The organism is Sagittula sp. MA-2 (assembly GCF_030126985.1).
Taxonomy (GTDB): Bacteria; Pseudomonadota; Alphaproteobacteria; order Rhodobacterales; family Rhodobacteraceae; genus Sagittula.
On record NZ_CP126145.1, the window covers coordinates 4381532 to 4401328 of the forward strand.

Here is a 19797-nt window from a genome sequence, read left to right on the forward strand (position 1 = left end):
GCGTCAGCTGTTCATCGAATCGAAGAATTCGGAGTTGGTCTTGGTCTGCTTGAGCTTCGACAGAAGGAATTCGATCGCGTCGGTCGTACCCATCGGGTTCAGGATACGGCGCAGCACAAATGTCTTCTGCAGGTCGATCTTGTCGACCAGCAGATCCTCTTTCCGGGTACCGGACTTGAGGATGTCGATGGCCGGGAAGACCCGCTTGTCCGCCACCTTGCGGTCCAGCACGATCTCGGAGTTGCCGGTGCCCTTGAATTCTTCGAAGATGACTTCGTCCATACGCGAACCCGTGTCGATCAGCGCCGTCGCGATGATGGTCAGCGAACCGCCTTCCTCGATGTTCCGGGCTGCACCGAAGAAACGCTTCGGACGTTGCAGGGCGTTTGCATCGACACCGCCGGTGAGAACCTTGCCGGACGACGGAACAACAGTGTTGAACGCCCTACCAAGTCTTGTGATGGAGTCGAGAAGAATAACAACATCTCGTTTATGTTCGACAAGACGCTTGGCCTTCTCGATCACCATTTCACTGACGGCCACGTGCCGTGTCGCCGGTTCGTCGAAGGTCGAGGAGATCACCTCGCCTTTCACCGAACGCTGCATGTCGGTCACTTCTTCCGGACGCTCGTCGATCAGAAGGACGATCAGGTAGCACTCCGGGTGGTTCTTCTCGATCGACGCCGCGATGTTCTGCAGCAGCACCGTCTTACCTGTGCGCGGCGGCGCGACGATCAGCGACCGCTGGCCCTTGCCGATGGGCGACACCAGGTCGATGATCCGGGCGGAACGGTCCTTGATGGTCGGATCCTCGATCTCCATCTTCAGGCGTTCATCGGGATACAGCGGCGTCAGGTTGTCGAAGGCGATCTTGTGGCGTGCCCGTTCCGGATCTTCGAAGTTGATCGCAGCCACGGACACCAGGGCAAAGTAGCGCTCCTCGTTGTCAGGCGCGCGGATCTCGCCCTCGATACTGTCGCCTGTCCGCAGCGAATACTTCCGGATCATGTCGGGCGACACGTAGATGTCATCCGGACCCGGCAGGTAGTTCGCTTCCGGAGAGCGGAGGAAACCGAAACCGTCTTGGAGCACCTCCAGAACGCCGTCCCCGTAGATGAGCCAGCCTTCGTCGGCCCGCTCCCGGAGAATCTGGAACATCATCTCGCCCTTGCGCATGGTCGAGGCGTTCTCGATCTCCAGCTCTTCCGCCATGGCCAGAAGGTCCTTGGGGCTTTGCGCTTTCAGATCGGCAAGGTTCAGTTTTTCTTCGCTCATACGCCACATCGCGACAGCAAGACGTGTCGCGCTTTCTTCGTTTCTAGGGAGAACATGATCCAGAACAGGACCGACAGAGAGGTAGTCCTTCCGACCCTCCGAAGTCAATGCCTGACTTCCGGGCGGTGTCCCCGGTCATACCAAGATAAATAAAGTAAAGATTTAGAAAGGTTTTTGAAGTGATATGGGGGCTGGATTTCTGTGGATTAAGGAACGGTAAACACACTTACCAACACGCCGCAGACCTATGGAGAACTTCGGGGATCATCTCTGGACGACCCGCGGATGAACTCAGAAATATTTACGTATTTCAAGATCCTAAAGTGATGAAACCGTGTCGGATCGGCTCTGGAAAACCACGGGATGAACCGCATCCGACCGCGATTGTCACGCGCCATGAGATATCCTCGTCAACATGGGCAAGCCCGGCGAAGGGCGAGGGCGGAACTCGCGATCTTTCCCGTGCTTGCATGTAGAACCGAATTTTCGCACAAACGTCATCGATCCAGCCCACACACTCATACCAAGATTTATCCCCATGAAAGAGGACCTGATCCTCGCTTCCGGCTCCGAAATCCGCGCCAGCCTGCTCCGGTCCGCCGGCCTGAACGTCGCGTCAGAGCCCGCCCGGATCGACGAAGACATGATTCGGGAATCGCTGCTTGCCGAAGGCGCGACGCCGCGTGATATCGCCGATACCCTGGCGGAGGCTAAGGCGCAGAAGGTGTCCGGGCGGCATCCATCCGGCCTGGTTCTGGGATGCGATCAGGTGCTGGCGTTCAAGGGCGCCATTCTGTCGAAACCTGCCAGCCGCCAAGAGGCGCGCGGTCAGCTTGTCTCTCTGCGCAGCGAGACACATCAGCTTCTCTCCGCAGCCGTCATTTATGAAGAGGGTAAGCCGGTCTGGCGGCACGTCGGGACCGCGCGGCTGACGATGCGCGCCTTTTCGGACGCCTACCTCGACGCCTACCTCGACAGGAACTGGCCTGACGTCGGCTCCTCCGTCGGTGGCTACAAGCTCGAGAAGGAGGGCGTGCGTCTCTTCGCCCGCATCGAAGGCAGCCATTTCACGATCCTCGGGCTCCCCATGCTCGAACTGCTCAACTTCCTGTCCGTCAGAGGAACCATCCCTTCATGACCCTGCCTCGAATTCCCCTCGCCGCCGTCATCGGCAAGCCCATCGCGCATTCGAGGTCGCCGCGTCTGTTCGCGCACTGGCTCAGGAAGCACGGGATTCCGGGGCACTATATTCCCATCGAGGTGCCCGCCGACAAACTTGCCGAGACCATCCGGCTCTTGCCGGAACTCGGCTTCATGGGCGTCAACGTCACGATCCCTTACAAGGAGAAGATCCTGGAGATTGCCGATCTCGCGTCTGACCGGGCGACGCTGATCGGCGCGGCGAACACCCTGATCTTTAGAAAGGACGGCAGGATCCACGCCGACAACACCGACGGTTATGGGTTCACCGAGAACCTCAGGCAGTCGGCTCCGAACTGGGATCCCTCGGCGGGGCCGGCGGTGGTGTTCGGGGCAGGGGGCGCAGCCCGTGCCGTCATCGCATCCCTGATCGACGTGGGCGTGCCGGAAATCCGGCTGACCAACCGGACACGTGTGCGGGCGGAACAGCTGCGGTCCGATTTCGGCAACCGGGTTCAGGTGCACGATTGGGTGCAGGCTGGCAACATCATCGAGGATTGCCGTACGGTGGTGAACACGACGTCCCTCGGCATGACCGGCAAGCCGGAGTTCCGCGTTCCGCTGGATGCCCTCACTCCGGACATGGTGGTGTCCGATCTCGTCTATACGCCGCTCCAGACCCGGCTCCTGCGCGAGGCCGAGCGTGCCGGCAGCACGGTGGTCGACGGTCTCGGCATGTTGCTGCACCAGGCGGTGCCCGGTTTCGAGCGATGGTTCGGCACCCGGCCGGAGGTCGACGAAGCGACACGCGCCGCCGTCCTGCGATGAGATTCAAGCTGGGGCTGACCGGGTCCATCGGCATGGGCAAGTCGTCGACAGCAACGATCTTTGCCGCCGAGGGATGTGCCGTCTGGGATGCCGACGCTGCGGTGCACAGGCTCTATTCCGCTGGTGGCGCCGCGGTCGATCCGATCGGAGAGCGTTTTCCTGACGCCATCCGGGACGGTGCGGTGTCCCGCGACGTGCTGAAGACCTTGATTGGCCGCGATCCCAAGGCCTTGCCCGATCTCGAACGCATTGTGCATCCGCTGGTCAGGGCAGATCGGGAGGCGTTCGTCAGGGACAACGCCGACAGGATCGGGGTGTTCGACATTCCGCTGTTGTTCGAGACGGGCGGCGACGCCGAGATGGACGCGACCGCCTGCGTCTTTGTTTCACGTGAAATACAGCGTGAGCGTGTCCTTGCGCGGGGCACCATGACCGATGCGGACCTTGAGCGCATCCTGGCCCGGCAGATGCCGTCCGAGGAAAAATGCGCCCGGTCGACATGGACGATAGAGACGGATACGCCTGAACATGCGCGCGCACAGGTGCTTCACATCTTGGGCCAGATCGAAGAAAGGCTGAGACATGCGTGAAATCGTACTCGATACGGAAACCACGGGGTTCGAGCCGGAGCAGGGCGACCGCATCGTCGAGATCGGTGCCGTGGAACTGTTCAACCACGTTCCGACCGGCAACACCTATCACCAGTACATTAACCCGGAACGGTCCATGCCGCAGGAGGCCTTTGCCGTCCACGGCCTGGGCGACGATTTCCTGCGCGACAAGCCGGTCTTTGCCAAGATCGTCGACGAGTTCCGCGCCTTCATCGGCGACTCGAAACTGGTGATCCACAACGCCGCCTTCGACGTGAAATTCCTGAACGCCGAACTACGCTGGGCCAACCGTCCGCCGCTGGCCAAGGACTGCGCCATCGACACTCTGGACATCGCGCGCCGGAAATTCCCCGGCTCACCTGCGTCGCTCGACGCGCTCTGCCGCCGGTTCGGGATCGACAACTCGTCGCGGACGCTGCACGGCGCGCTTCTCGATTCTGAAATCCTGGCTGAGGTCTACCTAGAGCTTATCGGGGGCAAGCAGCCGGATTTCGGGCTGACCGCTGCGTCCTCCACGCCGAGTGTCGGTGAAACAGTGACGAACTGGCGGCCGAAACCGCGGTCCACACCGCTGCCGTCGCGTCTGTCGGACACGGAAAAGGCGGCTCACGCCGCCTTTGTCGGGAAGCTCGGGGAAAACGCGATCTGGAACCGGTCCTGATCGCGTTCCGCTGACTTACTGCGTCGGAACGCTGGAGGCTTCCTGCTGCGCGGCGGCGCGGCGCTGAAGCTCCGCACGGTAGAGCGCGAGGAAGTCGATCGTTTCCAGGTTCAGCGGGGGGAAGCCACCGTCGCGGGACACGTCCGACACGATGCGGCGTACGAACGGGAAAAGCATCCGCGGGCATTCAATGAGCAGGAACGGGTGAAGCTGGTCCTCGGGGACGTTCTCGATGTGGAACACACCCACGTAGTCGAGTTCGAGGATAAAGAGGATTTCGGAAGACTCCTTGGCCTTCGACTCCACCTTCAGCTTCATGACGACTTCGAACTGGTGCTCCGGCGTCCGCTTCTTGGCGTCGAGGTTGACCTGAACCTGGACGTCGGGCTGCACTTCGCCGGACACGCCTTTCTGGGAAAGGATGTTCTCGAACGAAAGGTCACGGATAAACTGCGCAAGCACGTTCATCTTGGGCGGCTGAGGCGCCTGGGCTGCCCCGTTGGAATCTGCCATGAATTGTACTCCGGTTGAATTTCTTGAAAGCTGGATTAACAGGCGCCGAGGGGTTTCTCAATGCCTCGTCCAGCCGGAACCGGGGTGGTTCGGCGACTTGCCCTGCGGAACTTCGGTAAAATCACCGTCGATCACATCACCGCGTGCAGGGGCCGGGTCACGGTGCGGGGGGCGCTGCGGTTCGGGCCCCATCTGGAAATGCGTCACCTTGATACGCTGGCGCGCCCACCGCATCACGGCAGACCGGACGCCCGGCACCAGCAGAGCAAAGCCCACGGCGTCGGTGAAGAACCCCGGAGTCAGCAGAAGCGCGCCCGACAGAAGGATCATCGCGCCATGCGCCAGCGGCTCACTGGGGTCCTGAAGTTCGGAAAAGCTGCGCCGGAGGTCGGCAAGCGCCCGCGCGCCCTGCGACCGCACGAGGTACGTGCCGATGATCGCTGTCAGCACGACGATGGCAAGCGTCGGCAACAGGCCAATCAGCCCGCCCACCTGGATGAAAAGGGCGATCTCGATCAGCGGGACCATCAGAAAGACCAGAAACAGCCACATGCGCATTCCTCCTTGACCAATGTCCGAGCCATATCCGGCCAACGGTTCACTTCACCGCCGCCCGTGTGGACTTGTTCAGACACGTCACCTACATAGGAACCCGAAGCCAAAGTTTCCATCCGTACCCATCATGAGGCCCCGATGCAGAATCCGCTCCTCCAGCTTCTTGTCCTGGCCGGGATCGCCGTCTTCCTCGTGCTGCGTCTGCGCAGCGTGCTGGGGACGCGCGACGGGTTCGAGCGGCCAACGCCTTCCGGCAAGAGCAAGGAAACCACGTCGCGCCGCGACTTCGAGGTGATCGAAGGTGGTCCTGACCACGACATCACTGACCACGTCGCAGAGGGCAGCGATGCCGCCAACGCGCTGGCCGCGATGAAACGGGTGGAGCCGAGCTTCTCCGTGTCGGAGTTCCTTGGCGGTGCGCGCGGGGCTTACGAGATGATCCTCATGGGCTTCGAACGGGGCGATATCGAGGGGCTGAAGCCGTTCCTCGCCGATGACGTTTTCGAGACCTTCTCCGACGTGGTGGAGGCCCGAGAGGCCGAAGGCCTGTCCATCGAGGCGAATTTTGTCGGCGTTCGCGAAATGACGCTGGCCGGCGCATCCTTCGACCCCGACACGCGCGAGGCGGAAATCACCGTGCGCTACGTGGGCGAACTGACCTCTGTCGTGAAGAATGCAGAGGGTGAGGTCGTCGAAGGATCCCCGACCGCGGTGAAGCGCCAGAAGGACATCTGGACCTACGCGCGCGTCATGGGCGCAGACGATCCCAACTGGCAACTGGTCGCCACGGACGAATGATCCGACTTGTCTTCGCGCTTTCGCTGGTTCTCTTTCCCATGAGCGCCTCGGCGGAAGGCGAGACCGAGACCTCGTACACTGTGCTGGATTTCGACGACCTCGAAGGCTGGGCAGAGGACGACCACCTTGCGGCGCTGGAGGTGTTCCGCAACACCTGCGGCGACATGAACGATCCGGATTGGCGGGCGCTGTGCAAACTCGCTCTGGCCACGAACGATGCGCGGGGCTTCTTCGAACTGCTGTTCCGGCCGGTCGTCATCAGCGACGGGGCCGAACCGCTGTTCACCGGCTATTTCGAGCCTGAACTCGACGGTGCGCCGATCAGATCAGGTCGCTACCAATATCCGATCTATGCCATGCCGCCCGAAGCGCGCCTCAACCGCCCGTGGCTGAGCCGCCGCGATATCCTGACCTCCGGGGTCATGGAGGGGCGGGGGCTGGAAATCGCCTGGGTCGACGACCCGGTGGAGCTGTTCTTTCTGCAGATCCAGGGTTCCGGGCGGGTGCGTTTCCCGGACGGTCGTCACATTCGCGTGGGTTACGGTGGATCGAACGGGCACGATTACCGGTCCATCGGCAAGGAACTGGTCCGGCGCGGTCTGTTCAACATGCACCAAGTGTCCGCGCAGGTCATCAAGGCATGGGTCCGCAGCAATCCGATGCTGGGCGAAGAGCTGCTGTTCCACAACAACAGCTATGTCTTCTTCCGCGAAGTGAGCGAGGTGCCCGCAGAAAAGGGGCCGCTCGGCGCGATGAACCGGTCGATCACGACGATGCGGTCGATTGCCGTCGATCCGAAGTATACGCCGCTCGGCGCGCCCGTGTGGATCGAGAAGAAGGGCGAAACCCCGCTCAACCGCCTGATGATCGCGCAGGACACCGGGTCCGCGATCAAGGGGGCGCAACGGGCCGACATCTTCTACGGGACCGGCGACGAGGCCGGGCGCATTGCAGGTGGCGTGAAGGACCCCGGGCGGATGGTCGTCCTGATGCCGATCCAGCGCGCCTACGCCTTTGCACCGGACTGGGTGCAATGAGCCGGCGCCGCGTGCGTCCCGATGAACTGGAGCTCTGGTCGCAGATCGCTCGCAGTGCCAAGCCGTTGCCGGGCAGCCTGAAATCGCGGAAACTCTCGCCCTCCGAACCGACGGTCCCCAACAGCCGTCCCTCGAAGCCCGTGACAGAGAACGTGTCGCCCTTTTCCATGGGGGCAAAGGCGCCGGACCACACGGAGACGCATTATTTTCCGAAGACAGCGGCGGACCGCCTGCACGCGGCGCCGGTCAACATGGATCACAAGGCCTACCAGCGCCTCAAGCGCGGGAAGTTGACGCCGGATGCCCGCATCGACCTGCACGGGATGACGCTGGACCGTGCACATCCGGCCCTGACACGCTTCATCATGGGCGCCCACGCAAAGGGCCACAGGCTCGTTCTGGTGATCACCGGCAAAGGCGCCGCACCCGATCCCTACGATCCCGCACCCCGTCAGCGGGGAGTGCTGCGTCAGCAGGTGCCGATGTGGCTTCAGATGGCGCCTCTGGCCGCGGCGGTGCTTCAGATCACGCCAGCGCACCAGAGGCATGGCGGGGCTGGCGCCTATTACGTCTACCTGCGGCGGGCGCGGTAAGGATCAGAGAAACTTCGCCGCGCGCCGCACGCCGATGGCCATGCAGATCGTCGCGAAGATGAAGTAGCCCGCAACACCCAGATACTGCACCTCGATCCCCACGCCGGCGTCGATCAGACCGCCGGTCAGCCCGGGCCCGAGGGCGGAGCCCAGCACCATCACCGCCGCCGCCATCGCCTTGATCGCGCCAAGGCTTCGCGTGCCGTAGAACTCTGCCCAGAACGCGTTCGGCAGGGTGGTGTTCGCGCCCGCGGTCATGGCCACGAAGATCAGGCCGATCAGGGCGGAAAACAGGCTCTGTCCCACCGCGAAAAGCGTGAAACCGACGACCATGGGAAGCTGGTACCACGGGATCAGGCGCGGCGTCCCGAAGCGGTCCAGCAGCCAGCCGGACACCAGCATCGCGGTGATCGATCCGGCTGTGTACAGCGGGAAGATCGCCACGAGTTCCAGGTGGCTCCAGCCTTTCACGGTCGCGAAGTGGACCTGCTGGAAGAAGAACGCGGTGTTGAAGGCGGACGGGCCAAGAAGCGCCGGTATCATGAACCAGAACAACCAGTGGCGCAGCATCTCGGGCCGGCGCCAGTGCCGCCCTTCCATACCGACGGAGTGGTCGGTTTCCGCGTGGCTCTGCGGCGTACGTTCCTGTCGCAGAAGCATGACCAGCAGAGGGATCGCCATAACCGCCACCGTCGCAGCGCCGACCCAGAGCAGCCGCCAGTCCATCCGGGTCATCAGCCACACGAAGGTCAGGGGCAGCAGGCCTTCGCCGATTGCGAAACCGAGCGTCGCAACGGACAGCGCCTTGCCCCGCGTCGCCACGAACCAGCGCGACATTGAGACGACGGCAAGATGGCTGGCCATGCCCTGACCTGTGAAGCGGAGGGCAAAGATCACCACGGGCAGCAGCGCCGCCCAAGTGTTGAACGCCATGAACAGGCAAGACGCGGCCAGCATCGACAGGACAGCTGCCCCTAGGACCCGCGTCCGGAAGAAGTCGGTCAGCGATCCCGCCCAGATCATCACCGCCGCCGAGACCGACGTGCCGATGGTGTAGATCAGGCCCCATTGTCCGTGACTCAGCCCGAACGCACTGCGGATTTCCCCCGCGAAGATCGAGATGAAGAACGTCTGGCCAAAACTCGACAGGAAAGTCAGCAGGATACCTGCTGCCAGCCACTGGATGTTCTCGGAAAGAAAGCGAAGGAGACTCATGTTTCCGCTATCGGACGGAACCGGGGCGGGCACAAGTGGAACTGCGATGCCGGCTGTCGGGCGTTGCCGAAATCCACATCGCCTGCACGGGTCGGGGCGGCGGTAACCATCCTTCAAGGTTTTCACGGTTAACGTGGTCCAAAGTCCGCCGGGACACGGATCGGGAATGACGACAGCCAAGGAAGACGACCGCCGCAGGGGAAAGATCATCGTGCTGGGCGCGACCGGCAAGCTCGGGCGCATGGTGTGCCGCCTCTGGCCCTCGCGCGGTGAGCTGGTCACCATTGCGCGGAAAGAGGGCTTGGCAGATATAACGTGGAAGCCCGGCGATGATGTTCCGGCGGTTATGGCAAGTGAAACCCGTGCCATCCTGGCCTTGTGGGGCGCGACCTCCGGCGTGCTGAGCGACAATGCCCGTCTCGCGGAGGCGGCGCTCGATCTGGCGGTCGTTGTCGGTGCGCGGCAGGTCGTCCATATATCCAGCGCTGCGGTGTATGGTGTCGCGGACAGGGCGTTGCATGAGGCAGACGCTCTTCAGCCGGTCGGCCCGTACAGCGTTGCCAAGTGCGACATGGAAGATGCGATTGCCGCCTGGCACCGGGGCCATGGGGAAGCCGTCCGCTCCATCGTCCTGCGCCTCGGCAACGTCGCCGGGGCGGACAGCCTCGGGCAGAGCCTGCGCCGTGGTCCTACGGTGACGCTCGACCATTTTCCCGACGGCACCGGCCCGCAACGCAGCTACATCGGCCCGGTCGACCTGGTCCGCGTGTTCAAGCGCCTGACAAAAGCCAGAGCATTATCCGATACTTACAATGTCGCTGCACCTCAGGCGACGGCCATGGCGGACATCGTGACTGCCGCGGGCATGGACGCAAGATGGACGTCGGCGCCGCCGGGTGCCATCCAGTCCGTCGTGCTCGACACGTCGAAGCTGGGCAGGCTCTTGCCGGATCTGCGGATCGCTTCATCGCCTGCCGAGCTGGTTGTGCAGGCGCGGGCAGGGGGGTTCTTGCCATGTCCCGCCTGACGTTCCGTATCCTCGATGTGATCTATGCCGTTGGCCTCGGGCTGTTGCTGTCGCCGTTGATCCTGGCCGTGGCGCTGATCGTGCTGTGGAGGGAAGGGCCGCCCGTCTTTTATGGTTCCGAACGCATGCACGACCCGGTCAGATCCTTCACGCTCTGGAAGTTCCGCACCATGTGTCCGGCAGAGCGGGACGGGGGTGTCACCGGCGGGGACAAGGCCGCGCGTATCACCTCCACGGGTAAATGGCTCAGACGGACGCGGCTGGATGAACTGCCACAGATCTGGAACATCCTCAGGGGCGATGTCGGTTTCGTCGGTCCGCGCCCGCCGCTACGCAGGTACGTCGAGATGTTCCCCGACCTTTACGACAAGGTGCTGGCGGAGCGTCCGGGTGTCACCGGGCTCGCATCGCAGGCATTCCACGCGCATGAGGAAAGACTGCTGTCAGGCGCATCGACGCCAGAGCACACCGAAGACATCTACTGCCGCCGCTGCATCCCGCGGAAGGCACGGCTGGACCTCATCTATGTGAAAAGCCGCACGCCCTGTTCGGACATGCGGCTGATGTTCGCGACGGTGTTCGGCCGGGTGACGATGCACGACCGCAAAGGACGTCAGTAGCGCAGAAGCTGCGTGTCCAGATACCCGAGGGTTTCGCCCATCCACTGGCGTCCGCTGACGATCGTCCCGTCTCCGGCCACGTAGTAGCTGTTCTCGAAGGACGCCTCGCCGGCTGCCTGGCAGGACACACCGACCGAGGAGGTCGGCATCGTGGCCCGGCCCAGCGGCGTGTGACCTCCCGCGCCGGGACGGACAGAGCAATGGTAGATGATTTCCTTCGTCTTGTACTCCGGCGTCAGGAAGCGCTGCACGTAGCTGACGTTGCCGCCCGCGCGCGACTGGATCATGTAAAGCAGCTCGTCCTCTTCGGTGGACATCAGGTCGCCGCCTAGCCCGCGCGAGGCGGTGATCATGCCGTCGCGCATCACGACGGCCTGCCGCGCCTGGTTGCCGAAGGTCTGGTATTCGCCGTTGCGCTCGACCTCCGACAGGAGCACCTGCGCGTTCCTGCGGTTCTCGAGCTGGAACAGGGCGACCGGCTTGTTGGTCGACTGCAGGGCCTGGGCGATCTGTGCCGCGGAGATCGGCGGCGGGGGCGTCCGGCGCGCCTTGATCGAGGCGGGGATGCCCTTGAGCACATCTAGGGTGCTCGCCGACTTGTCGCTGCCGCAGGATGCGAGGATCAGGCTGGCGCACAGGGCGAGGCCGATTGTCTTCAGGCGTGTCATGCTCATCGCCAGAACCTCCCCCACGATTCGACAACTTCGGGTTTGTGGTAGTCCCGAACCTGTTCGTAGAGCCGGCCACGAACGTTGAGGCGCGCACCGCCGTCACGGGTGAGCGACCGGACATTGATGTTGTTCTCGCGCCGGGTGGGCACGTTGAGCAGCGAGCTGATCGGGATCGTGATGCGGATACCCTTGTCGAAGGAACCTTCGCCGAAGTCTTCGGCAGAGGCATCGGTGACGGTCGCATAGGCGCCGACGCTCCAGCCGTTGGCAAACTCGCGGTCGAGTCCAACGGTGGCACCGATGTCGCCGGCGAGGTAGCGGCCCACGTCAAGCTGGCCGTGGAAGCCGTTGCCGAAGTCGTAGTACGCCGAGACATGGCCGTTGAACTCCGGGATCTCGCGCTTGACGCCGGACACCGGGTCGGTGGTGGTCATCGACTGGAAGCCGAAAAGCTGATCGTAGTCGCGGCGCTGGATCCAGTTCACTTCCGCGCCGAAGGCGACACGGCTGGTGACCGGCTTCCAGAGGATCTCGGCCGAGACACCGCCGTACATCTCTTCGAGGTAACCTGCCGAGATCCGGCCGTAGAGGTTCTTGCCCGGGCGCCCGTAATAGGCGAGCTGGAGGTTCTCGATGGTTTCGTCACCCTCTGCGGCGTAGACCGGCGCATCCGTGCGAACGCGCGGCAGGCCAGATTCATCCCGGCGGCTGATGTCGCTGATGTTGCCGGTGGCACGGTAGGAGGCCGACCCGGAGAACACGAGGTTCGGCGTGACGTCGAGGCTGAACGTGCCGCGCAGACCGCCCTCGGTCCGGACAGGCTCATCGGGGTCGAAGACCGACACGTCGAGGTAGGGCGCAAGCGACCAATCGAACTGCGGATAGGAGGACTGATACGCCTCGGGCTCGCGCCCGAAACCGTCGTAGAAACGCACGCGCGGCAGAATCTCGATGGCCGCCTCATGCTCTTCACGTTCGAGGTCGGAGCGCATGATGACGACCGACGACGTGGCCATGCCGTTGACCATCGGGATGATTTCGAACTGTTCGACCGATGCGGGAAGCGTCCGGGTCATGACGCGGGCGATACGGCCAAGCGCCTGAGCCTCGGAGTTGAAGCGCGAATTGGACACGCGCACGACGGCCCGACGGCTTTCGAGGGTCATTCCCTCCAGCCGGATGCCTTCCGAAGCGAGCGTCTGGGCAAGCTGAGTCTGCGCTGCGGTGGTCTTCTGCGGGTCGACGGTCCAGCCAAGGTCGGCGGCGGCGCCGGCCGGACGGGGGGCGACGGGCAGGCCGGACGGCTCGACCCCGCCGGGAACGCCCAGCGTCTTCGGGTTGGTGTAAAGCGTCAGCTGCGCGCCGACCTCGCTGCCAAGCACGCTGTAGAGCGAAAGCTGGCCCGCGCCCTGCCAGAGCTTGTAGTCGACGCCGAAGTTCCATGGCGACTTGTGCTCGACACCGCCGCTCGCAACTTCGCGTTCGTACTGGTCGGAGGAGTATTCGACCTTGAACTTGAAGCGGTCGTTGGGGGCGTAGCTGACACCGCCGAACGCGGCCATGTCGCCGCGGAACCAGCGGTCGGTCGTGAACTTGCCGCCCTGGCCGAGAACGGTCGTCGGACGGGTCCCGAGAGATCCGAGCGTCGCTTCGCTGCCGAAGCGGCCCCAGCCGATCCCGCCGGTCACCTTGAGGCCGGGCATCAGCGTCTTGGTCGCGACGACGTATTCGCCGCTGTAGACGCCCGTACCGATGATGTCCGACATGCCGACCACGATGGCCGGGCGCCAGCCGCTTTCCTTCATCAGAAGGTAACGAATGTCAAAGCTGCGGTCGAAATAGTCCTCGGAGACCGCGAAGGGGAAGGCCTTCAGTTCCGAGTAGCGAAAGCTACCCGACAAGCGGGGCGTGATCTGGAAGCTCAGGGTTGAGCGGGTGTAGTTGCCGAATCCGCCGTAGGTTGCACTGAGCGTTGCATCCGGCAGGACTTCGGCCGTCGGCATGTCGACAAGGCCCGGCGTCCCGTAGAGGTTCATGGTGGCGCCGTCGCGGCCTTCCTGCGGTACCGCGGCAGAAGACCAGAGCGTTGCGACGGAGCCGAGAAGCGCTCCGACGATCCGTCCGCGTCGTGAGTGTCGGGAAGGGATACCCGGCATGTTCTTACCTCTGCTCTTCTTGGCCCGCACTCTTGCTACGGTTTTGCCATGTTCGTGTCCATAAATTTGCACGGTTCGCCGCCGGGTCTGTGTGATTATGAGCACGGTTGTGAGTCTGGCAAATTAACCCGACACTTTGACTCGTTAAGGCGGTGGTAAGCCGCCGCCGCATAAACCTGACCCCGGTGGGAGAAAGGTGAGTGCGATGAGCGGCGACAATGAACTTGCGCCTATCATCATCAAACGGAAGAAAGTCGTCGGCGGCGACGGGCACCATGGCGGGGCTTGGAAGGTGGCGTATGCCGACTTCGTCACGGCCATGATGGCGTTCTTCCTTTTGATGTGGCTATTGAACGCGACGACGGAGAAGCAGCGCAAGGGTATTGCCGACTACTTCACCCCGACGGTCGCCATGGCCCGTGTGTCCGGTGGCGGCGACGGTCCGCTTGGCGGTGACTCCGTGTTTGCGGAAAACACCCTGCCGCGCATGGGCTCCGGCTCCACCAGTCTGAACCCGGCCGCCTCCAACGGCGAACAGGGGACCTTCACCGAGGGGGATACCGGCGATGACGCCGCAGACATGGACGAAGCCTTCAAGGAGGTGGAAGAGATGCTCATGGGCCGCGGCGGAGAGAGCATGGTCGCCGACGAACTGATGGAGCACATCGTCACACGCGTCACCGATGAAGGGCTGGTGATCGAGTTCTTCGAATCCGAGCACGCCCGCCTCTTCACCGGCGAAGCGACACCGACGCCCCTGCTGGAGGATCTGGCGCTTGTCCTGGCGCGAGCGTCCGAAGTGGTGACCAACCAGATGGCGATCGAGGGGCACGTCGCGTCCTATCCTCTTGTTCTGGCTCGGGATCCAAGCTGGGACGTCTCCGGGTTGCGCGCCTCTGCCTTCCGCGAGTTGCTGACCGGGGACGGGGTGTCGGAGAACCGCATAAAGCGGGTCACCTCCTACGCCGACCGGGAACCGGTGCACGCCAACCCGATGAACCCCCGCAACAACCGGATCGAGGTGGTCTTTCTGCGTGACTTGTGACGGGCCCGAGATTGGATCGGATTTTAGCTGTTAGCCGGGCGTTAAACCGGCGGCCTTATCAGTTGTCTCGAAATTTGAGCGAGACAGCAGAAAGGCGTGTCAATGACGATCTCATCTTCTCTCAACGCAGGTGTTGCAGGCCTTTCGGCAAACGCGACGCGGCTGGCGACCATTTCCGACAACATCGCCAACTCTGCGACGCAAGGATACAAGCGCGTCGAGACTGAATTTTCCGCCATGGTGACCTCTGGAAACTCCGGCACCTACACCGCCGGGGGTGTCCGCACGCAGACCAACCGGCTCGTCGCGGAGCACGGCGCGCTGGTGACGACGAACAACGCAACCGACCTCGCCGTGCGCGGCACCGGTTTCCTTCCGGTGGCCCAGGCGACAGAGGTGCTGGCCGGCAACGGCAATCCGCAGATGTTCATGACGACGACGGCATCGTTCCGGCTGGATGCAGAAGGGTATCTCAGGACGGAATCGGGCCTCATGCTGCTGGGCTGGCGGGCAAATGCGGACGGCAGCATTCCGAACCTGGCCCGCGACACATCTGCCAGCCTCGAGCCTATCCAGATCGCGCTGAACCAGTATCTCAGCGAACCGACGACCGCGATCACGATGGGCGTCAACCTGCCGGCGACACAGACGACCGCCGGCGCCTCCGGTGATCCGCTGGAACTGCCCATCGAATATTTCGACAACCTTGGCCGATCGGAATCGCTGAACGTGACGTTCACGCCCACCGTCCCGGCCACCGGCTCTTCGAACGAATGGACGATGGTCATCACCGATTCCGCCAGTGGCGGCGCAATCATCGGCGACTACACAGTGACTTTCGACAATACGCCATCGGCGGGCGGCACACTGGCAAGCGTCAGCGCACCGATCAGTGCCGGCGGCGCCTACGACGGCGTGGCAGGCTCCGTCATCGTGAACGCAGCGGGCGGCCCGATCGAACTGAGCATCGGACAGCTCTTCACCAACAACGGCTTGACCCAGCGCTCCGACAGCTTCGCGCCACTGAACATCGCAAAGGACGGGTCGCCTGCGGGCAACATGACCTCCGTTGAAGTCGATGAAAGCGGGCGGGTCTACGCTTACTTCGACACCGGGGCCAGCGCTGTCATCTTCCAGATCCCGCTGGTCGACGTTCCGAACCCGAACGGCATGATCGCGCTGAACAACCAGTTGTTCCAGCCCTCGGCAGAGAGCGGCAGCTTCTTCCTCTGGGATGCCGGCGACGGCCCAACAGGAGAGATCGTTCCCTACGCACGCGAGGAATCGACCACCGACGTGGCTGCCGAACTGACCGACATGATCCAGACGCAGCGGGCCTATTCGTCCAACGCGAAGGTCATTCAAACGGTCGACGAGATGTTGCAGGAAACCACCAACATCAAGCGCTGATCCGAAACCGATCCTGACAAAAGGAGGGCGCTAGATGTCCCTGACGGGAGCCCTGAACGCCGCGATGTCCGGCCTGAAAGCCAACACGCGCGCAGCATCGCTGATCTCGACCAACATCGCGAACGCCACGAACGAGGCCTACGGGCGGCGGACGATGGAACTGAGCGCGCTCGGATCCGGCACACGTGGCGGCGTTCTCGTCGCGGGTGTCGTCCGGCAGTACGATCCCGTTCTGGTGGCCGACCGGATGGTGGCGGATTCCCAGCTTGCGGGCGGCAGCGACATGTACGCCTTCGCGAAACGGCTCGAGACACTGGTCGGGGAGTCGGGGACGTCCGGCTCCCTCACCGACCGGATCACCGCCTTCGAAAACGCGCTGTTGTCCGCGTCCTCGAACCCGGCGTCCGCGCAGCGGCTGGAACTGGTGGCCGTCACGGCGACCGATCTGACCAACGCGATCAACGACCTTTCCTTTGAGGTGCAGCTCGCCCGGCAGACCGCCGACACTACGATTGCCAAGCAGGTGTCCACGCTCAATGCGGCCGTGTCGCGGCTGGAGGTCATCAACGATATCGTGCGCAAGGCCGAAGCCTCCGGGACGGACACGGCCTCGGTTCTCGATGAACGGCAGGCCCTGCTGAACGAAATCTCCAGCATCGTGCCCCTGCGCGTGGTGGAGCGGGAGCACGGCCAGATCGCCCTGTTCACGCGAAGGGGTGGCATCCTGCTGGACGGCAAGGCCTACGAGGTCGGCTTCAGCACCACCGGTTCCATTGATGCAGCCACGACGTTGGGCGGCGGCGGGCTGTCCGGTCTGACGCTCAACGGTACGCCGATCGATCCGTCCACCAACGGCATGTTCGCCGGAGGCAGCCTTGCCGCGCAGTTCGAATTGCGCGACGTGACGGCGGTGAACCGGCAGGCGGAGTTGGACGGCATCGCCCGCGACTTGATCGAACGGCTTGGTCCAGGCGGTCCGGACACCACGCTTGGCGCCACCGATCCGGGCTTTTTCACCGACAACGGCATCGCCTTCGCGGCGGCGAACGAAACCGGGATCGCCGGGCGGATCTCCCTCAACGCAGTGCTTGCACCGGCGGGCGGCGGGACCTGGCGCATCCGCGACGGGATCGGCGCTGCCGCCGCCGGGGAGGTCGGAGATGCGACCCTCCTGCAGGGGATCGCGGATGCCCTGGGTGCCTCGAACGTGCCCGGATCGGCAGCTTTGCCCAGCATCGCCCGCACCTTCATCGACCAGGTGTCGCAGTTTTCGTCCTCGGTCGCCGGCGAACGCGTGCGGTCGGAAAACGCATTCACCTTCCTGTCGGCCCAGAACCGGACGCTGCGCGAGATGGAGCTCTCCAAGGGCGTCGATACCGACCAGGAGCTTCAGAAGCTGATGCAGGTGGAACAGTACTACACGGCCAACGCAAAGGTCATCTCGACCGTCGACGACCTGTTCGAGCGTCTGCTGTCAATCTAAGGAGACACTCCCATGGAAGTCATCGGCGACATGGCGCGCGCGCTGGTTCTGCGAACGAACCAGGTCAGGCTGCGCGAGGAAATGGACAAGCTGGCGGTGGAGGTTTCCACGGGATTCGTGAAGGATCCCGGGCAGCACCTGAACGGCGACCTGACCGGGTTGCAGGCCATCGACCGGTCGCTTTCACGGCTGGAGGCCTACCGGATCAACACCACGGAGGCGACGTTTCTGACCAGCTCGATGCAGACCACCCTCGACGAGATCCAGACAAGGTCGGAAATGGTGTCGCAGACGCTCATCTCGGCAGAGCTGACGCCGAACGGACCGCTGTTGAAGACCATGTCCGAAGATGCGGAAAATGCGCTGGGACAGATCCTCAACGGGCTCAACCGCAGCGTCGCGGGCCGGTTCCTCTTTTCCGGGACGGCGACCGACCGCCGCGCCGTTCAGGGGATCGAGGACCTGCTGACCGACGTCCGTGCCAGCCTTGCCGGCGCCACCTCGATGACGGACGTGGAGGCCGCGCTCGACACCTTCTTCGGGGCGGGCGGCACGTACGAGACAGTGACCTACGAGGGATCGAATACCGGGATTTCCCCCCTGCGGCTCAGCGAAACGGAAACCGCCAACGTAGACATCCGCGCCACCGACCCGGTCTTCAGGGAGGTGTTGAAGCCGCTGGTCATGGCCACGCTGGCGACGGACTCGTCCCTCGGGTTCTCGCAGGACCTGCAAGTAGAGATGCTGGCAGCCTCCGGACGCAACCTTCTGGGCGCGCAGCAGGACATTGTCGAACTGCGGGCGGGGCTGGGCGCGCTCGAAGCGCGGGTGGAGGAAACCAACACACGCAACGCCGCCGAACGGACGGCCACCAGCATGGCGCGTCTCGATCTGGTCGGGGCGGATCAGTATGAAACGGCCTCCCGCTACGAAAGCATCCGCGCGCAGTTGGAGAGCCTTTATGCCATGACGGTCCGCTCGCAGCGACTGTCCCTGGCGGAGTTCCTGTGATGCTGACACGTCTGGCTTCCCTCTTCATGATCGTGGCTGCGATGGCCTTGCCCGCCGCCGCGCAATCCGTCCGCATCAAGGATCTTGTCGAGGTGGACGGCGTCCGGTCCAACGACCTCGTCGGTTATGGCCTCGTGGTCGGCCTCAACGGCACGGGCGACGGTCTGAGGAACTCGCCCTTCACCGAAGAGATCATGACCAACATTCTCGAACGGCTGGGTGTGAACGTGACCGGCGAACAGTTCCGGCCGCGCAACGTGGCCGCCGTTCTGGTGACCGGGCGCCTTCCGCCGTTCGCGCGCACCGGCGGGCAGGTCGATGTGACGGTCTCGGCCATCGGCGACGCCAAGAGCCTGCTGGGCGGCACCCTGATCATGACGCCGCTCAACGCCGCGGATGGTCAGATTTATGCCGTGGCCCAGGGCACCGTTATTGCCGGCGGGGCGGAGGCAGAAGGCGATGCCGCCCGCGTCGTCCAGGGGGTGCCAACCTCCGGTGTCATTCCCTCCGGCGCACGGGTGGAGCGTGAAGTGCCCTTCGATTTCGCGAACCTGTCGTCGCTGCGCCTTGCCCTGAGGGAGCCGGACTTCACGACCGCGGCCCGGATCGAGGACGTCATCAACCGCTCTCTCGGGCGACGCGCCGCCGTCATGATGGATGCGGGCACGATACAGGTGAATCTGCAGAACACTGGCGCATCTTCTCCGGCCCGCGCGGTCGTCGCCATCGAGAACCTCGCCGTCGAACCGCAGCGCCGGGCGCGTGTCGTGGTGGATCAACGCTCGGGCACCATCGTCATGGGGGCTGATGTCCGGATTTCACGGGTCGCCGTCTCGCAGGGTAACCTGACCCTGAGGATCGAGGAGGCCCCGCTTGCCATCCAGCCGAACCCATTCGCCGACGGGGAAACCGTGGTGGTGCCGCGCACCGGCGCCTCCATCGAGGAAGAGCCGGGGATCGGGCTGGCCGAGGTTCCGACCGGGACCAGCCTTTCCGAGGTGATCGCAGGCCTGAACGCGCTGGGTGTCAGCCCGCGCGACATGATCGACATCCTCAAGAGCATCAAGGCGGCTGGCGCACTTCACGCGGATTTTGTGGTGATGTGACAGCCCGGCAGAGGCTTTCTTAACGGCTCGGTGCCAGTCTGG

20 protein-coding genes are annotated in these 19797 nt (G+C 63.6%); 14 read left to right on the forward strand and 6 right to left on the reverse strand.

Annotated features, from left to right (window positions below; translation table 11 throughout):
- Positions 1 to 3: 3 nt before the first annotated feature.
- Positions 4 to 1275: a transcription termination factor Rho gene (rho, locus tag QNI11_RS21365; protein ID WP_100928685.1), complete on the reverse strand. Its 1272-nt coding sequence runs from the start codon at positions 1273 to 1275 to the stop codon at positions 4 to 6.
- 538 nt (positions 1276 to 1813) lie between these two features.
- Here rho and QNI11_RS21370 point away from each other — a divergent pair.
- The 4 genes from QNI11_RS21370 to dnaQ are packed head-to-tail and all read left to right on the forward strand — an operon-like array spanning position 1814 to position 4515.
- Positions 1814 to 2413, forward strand: a complete 600-nt coding sequence (locus tag QNI11_RS21370; protein ID WP_283981683.1) for a nucleoside triphosphate pyrophosphatase — start codon at positions 1814 to 1816, stop codon at positions 2411 to 2413.
- Positions 2410 to 3243: a shikimate dehydrogenase gene (locus QNI11_RS21375; protein WP_283981684.1), complete on the forward strand. Its 834-nt coding sequence runs from the start codon at positions 2410 to 2412 to the stop codon at positions 3241 to 3243. Before QNI11_RS21370 ends, QNI11_RS21375 begins: the two co-directional genes overlap by 4 nt.
- Positions 3240 to 3833 carry a dephospho-CoA kinase gene (gene coaE / locus QNI11_RS21380; protein WP_283981686.1) on the forward strand — a complete coding sequence of 198 codons (594 nt, stop codon included), beginning with the start codon at positions 3240 to 3242 and terminating at the stop codon, positions 3831 to 3833. Before QNI11_RS21375 ends, coaE begins: the two co-directional genes overlap by 4 nt.
- Complete coding sequence (gene dnaQ, locus QNI11_RS21385; protein ID WP_283981687.1) at positions 3826 to 4515, forward strand: DNA polymerase III subunit epsilon; 690 nt, start codon at positions 3826 to 3828, stop codon at positions 4513 to 4515. The genes coaE and dnaQ overlap by 8 nt, the downstream gene beginning before the upstream one ends.
- A 15-nt stretch (positions 4516 to 4530) precedes the next feature.
- Here the strand turns inward: dnaQ and secB are convergent, their stop codons facing one another.
- Both secB and QNI11_RS21395 read right to left on the reverse strand, forming a co-directional pair.
- Entirely contained in the window at positions 4531 to 5028 is a 498-nt protein-coding gene (gene secB, locus QNI11_RS21390; RefSeq protein ID WP_100928690.1) for a protein-export chaperone SecB, read from the reverse strand.
- A 57-nt stretch (positions 5029 to 5085) separates the two neighbouring features.
- Entirely contained in the window at positions 5086 to 5580 is a 495-nt protein-coding gene (locus QNI11_RS21395) for an FxsA family protein (RefSeq protein ID WP_283981688.1), read from the reverse strand.
- Positions 5581 to 5721: 141 nt separating this feature from the next.
- On the opposite strand from QNI11_RS21395, the gene QNI11_RS21400 reads away from it, so the two are divergent.
- From QNI11_RS21400 to QNI11_RS21410, 3 genes are read left to right on the forward strand one after another with little or no spacing between them, the layout of a single operon-like run.
- The gene (locus QNI11_RS21400; RefSeq protein ID WP_283981689.1) at positions 5722 to 6381 is read left to right on the forward strand and encodes a Tim44/TimA family putative adaptor protein; all 660 of its coding nucleotides are present in this window, start codon (positions 5722 to 5724) and stop codon (positions 6379 to 6381) included.
- A 38-nt stretch (positions 6382 to 6419) separates the two neighbouring features.
- Positions 6420 to 7418, forward strand: a complete 999-nt coding sequence (locus tag QNI11_RS21405; RefSeq protein ID WP_283983545.1) for a murein transglycosylase A — start codon at positions 6420 to 6422, stop codon at positions 7416 to 7418.
- Positions 7415 to 8011 (forward strand): Smr/MutS family protein, encoded by a 597-nt coding sequence (locus QNI11_RS21410; protein WP_283981690.1) that lies wholly within the window; start codon positions 7415 to 7417, stop codon positions 8009 to 8011. Before QNI11_RS21405 ends, QNI11_RS21410 begins: the two co-directional genes overlap by 4 nt.
- Positions 8012 to 8014: 3 nt before the next feature.
- Here the strand turns inward: QNI11_RS21410 and QNI11_RS21415 are convergent, their stop codons facing one another.
- The gene (locus QNI11_RS21415) at positions 8015 to 9226 is read right to left on the reverse strand and encodes an MFS transporter (RefSeq protein ID WP_283981691.1); all 1212 of its coding nucleotides are present in this window, start codon (positions 9224 to 9226) and stop codon (positions 8015 to 8017) included.
- A gap of 166 nt (positions 9227 to 9392) precedes the next feature.
- Here QNI11_RS21415 and QNI11_RS21420 point away from each other — a divergent pair, with 166 nt between their 5' ends.
- On the forward strand, positions 9393 to 10253 hold the full coding sequence (locus QNI11_RS21420) for an NAD(P)-dependent oxidoreductase (RefSeq protein WP_283981692.1): 861 nt from the start codon (positions 9393 to 9395) through the stop codon (positions 10251 to 10253).
- Positions 10241 to 10873, forward strand: a complete 633-nt coding sequence (locus tag QNI11_RS21425; protein WP_283981693.1) for a sugar transferase — start codon at positions 10241 to 10243, stop codon at positions 10871 to 10873. Before QNI11_RS21420 ends, QNI11_RS21425 begins: the two co-directional genes overlap by 13 nt.
- On the opposite strand, the gene QNI11_RS21430 is transcribed toward QNI11_RS21425, so the two are convergent.
- Together QNI11_RS21430 and QNI11_RS21435 are read right to left on the reverse strand one after the other, a co-directional pair.
- Positions 10867 to 11547 carry a YjbF family lipoprotein gene (locus QNI11_RS21430; protein WP_283981694.1) on the reverse strand — a complete coding sequence of 227 codons (681 nt, stop codon included), beginning with the start codon at positions 11545 to 11547 and terminating at the stop codon, positions 10867 to 10869. The two genes, QNI11_RS21425 and QNI11_RS21430, sit on opposite strands and share 7 nt — an antisense overlap.
- Positions 11544 to 13700 (reverse strand): YjbH domain-containing protein, encoded by a 2157-nt coding sequence (locus QNI11_RS21435; RefSeq protein WP_283981695.1) that lies wholly within the window; start codon positions 13698 to 13700, stop codon positions 11544 to 11546. Before QNI11_RS21435 ends, QNI11_RS21430 begins: the two co-directional genes overlap by 4 nt.
- Before the next feature lie 205 nt (positions 13701 to 13905).
- On the opposite strand from QNI11_RS21435, the gene QNI11_RS21440 reads away from it, so the two are divergent.
- From QNI11_RS21440 to QNI11_RS21460, 5 genes are all read left to right on the forward strand, one after another.
- Positions 13906 to 14745, forward strand: coding sequence for a flagellar motor protein MotB (locus QNI11_RS21440; protein ID WP_100928699.1), 840 nt, complete (start codon positions 13906 to 13908; stop codon positions 14743 to 14745).
- A gap of 102 nt (positions 14746 to 14847) precedes the next feature.
- Positions 14848 to 16155 (forward strand): flagellar hook protein FlgE, encoded by a 1308-nt coding sequence (locus QNI11_RS21445; protein ID WP_100928700.1) that lies wholly within the window; start codon positions 14848 to 14850, stop codon positions 16153 to 16155.
- Positions 16156 to 16189: 34 nt separating this feature from the next.
- Entirely contained in the window at positions 16190 to 17638 is a 1449-nt protein-coding gene (gene flgK, locus QNI11_RS21450; protein ID WP_283981696.1) for a flagellar hook-associated protein FlgK, read from the forward strand.
- A 12-nt stretch (positions 17639 to 17650) separates the two neighbouring features.
- Positions 17651 to 18649 (forward strand): flagellin, encoded by a 999-nt coding sequence (locus tag QNI11_RS21455; RefSeq protein ID WP_283981697.1) that lies wholly within the window; start codon positions 17651 to 17653, stop codon positions 18647 to 18649.
- On the forward strand, positions 18649 to 19755 hold the full coding sequence (locus tag QNI11_RS21460) for a flagellar basal body P-ring protein FlgI (protein WP_373418412.1): 1107 nt from the start codon (positions 18649 to 18651) through the stop codon (positions 19753 to 19755). The genes QNI11_RS21455 and QNI11_RS21460 overlap by 1 nt, the downstream gene beginning before the upstream one ends.
- The last annotated feature ends 42 nt before the right edge of the window (positions 19756 to 19797 follow it).

What these genes read in the sequence shown, in the direction of transcription:
- QNI11_RS21405 (WP_283983545.1), top strand. Translation starts at nt 6,420, where the DNA reads ATGAGCGCCTCGGCGGAAGGCGAGACCGAGACCTCGTACACTGTGCTG.
- QNI11_RS21425 (WP_283981693.1), top strand. Translation starts at nt 10,241, where the DNA reads ATGTCCCGCCTGACGTTCCGTATCCTCGATGTGATCTATGCCGTTGGC.
- QNI11_RS21435 (WP_283981695.1), bottom strand. Translation starts at nt 13,700, where the DNA reads ATGCCGGGTATCCCTTCCCGACACTCACGACGCGGACGGATCGTCGGA.
- QNI11_RS21430 (WP_283981694.1), bottom strand. Translation starts at nt 11,547, where the DNA reads ATGAGCATGACACGCCTGAAGACAATCGGCCTCGCCCTGTGCGCCAGC.
- QNI11_RS21370 (WP_283981683.1), top strand. Translation starts at nt 1,814, where the DNA reads ATGAAAGAGGACCTGATCCTCGCTTCCGGCTCCGAAATCCGCGCCAGC.
- QNI11_RS21445 (WP_100928700.1), top strand. Translation starts at nt 14,848, where the DNA reads ATGACGATCTCATCTTCTCTCAACGCAGGTGTTGCAGGCCTTTCGGCA.
- QNI11_RS21410 (WP_283981690.1), top strand. Translation starts at nt 7,415, where the DNA reads ATGAGCCGGCGCCGCGTGCGTCCCGATGAACTGGAGCTCTGGTCGCAG.
- QNI11_RS21460 (WP_373418412.1), top strand. Translation starts at nt 18,649, where the DNA reads ATGCTGACACGTCTGGCTTCCCTCTTCATGATCGTGGCTGCGATGGCC.
- flgK (WP_283981696.1), top strand. Translation starts at nt 16,190, where the DNA reads ATGTCCCTGACGGGAGCCCTGAACGCCGCGATGTCCGGCCTGAAAGCC.
- secB (WP_100928690.1), bottom strand. Translation starts at nt 5,028, where the DNA reads ATGGCAGATTCCAACGGGGCAGCCCAGGCGCCTCAGCCGCCCAAGATG.
- coaE (WP_283981686.1), top strand. Translation starts at nt 3,240, where the DNA reads ATGAGATTCAAGCTGGGGCTGACCGGGTCCATCGGCATGGGCAAGTCG.
- QNI11_RS21440 (WP_100928699.1), top strand. Translation starts at nt 13,906, where the DNA reads ATGAGCGGCGACAATGAACTTGCGCCTATCATCATCAAACGGAAGAAA.
- QNI11_RS21415 (WP_283981691.1), bottom strand. Translation starts at nt 9,226, where the DNA reads ATGAGTCTCCTTCGCTTTCTTTCCGAGAACATCCAGTGGCTGGCAGCA.
- QNI11_RS21420 (WP_283981692.1), top strand. Translation starts at nt 9,393, where the DNA reads ATGACGACAGCCAAGGAAGACGACCGCCGCAGGGGAAAGATCATCGTG.
- QNI11_RS21375 (WP_283981684.1), top strand. Translation starts at nt 2,410, where the DNA reads ATGACCCTGCCTCGAATTCCCCTCGCCGCCGTCATCGGCAAGCCCATC.
- QNI11_RS21395 (WP_283981688.1), bottom strand. Translation starts at nt 5,580, where the DNA reads ATGTGGCTGTTTCTGGTCTTTCTGATGGTCCCGCTGATCGAGATCGCC.
- rho (WP_100928685.1), bottom strand. Translation starts at nt 1,275, where the DNA reads ATGAGCGAAGAAAAACTGAACCTTGCCGATCTGAAAGCGCAAAGCCCC.
- dnaQ (WP_283981687.1), top strand. Translation starts at nt 3,826, where the DNA reads ATGCGTGAAATCGTACTCGATACGGAAACCACGGGGTTCGAGCCGGAG.
- QNI11_RS21400 (WP_283981689.1), top strand. Translation starts at nt 5,722, where the DNA reads ATGCAGAATCCGCTCCTCCAGCTTCTTGTCCTGGCCGGGATCGCCGTC.
- QNI11_RS21455 (WP_283981697.1), top strand. Translation starts at nt 17,651, where the DNA reads ATGGAAGTCATCGGCGACATGGCGCGCGCGCTGGTTCTGCGAACGAAC.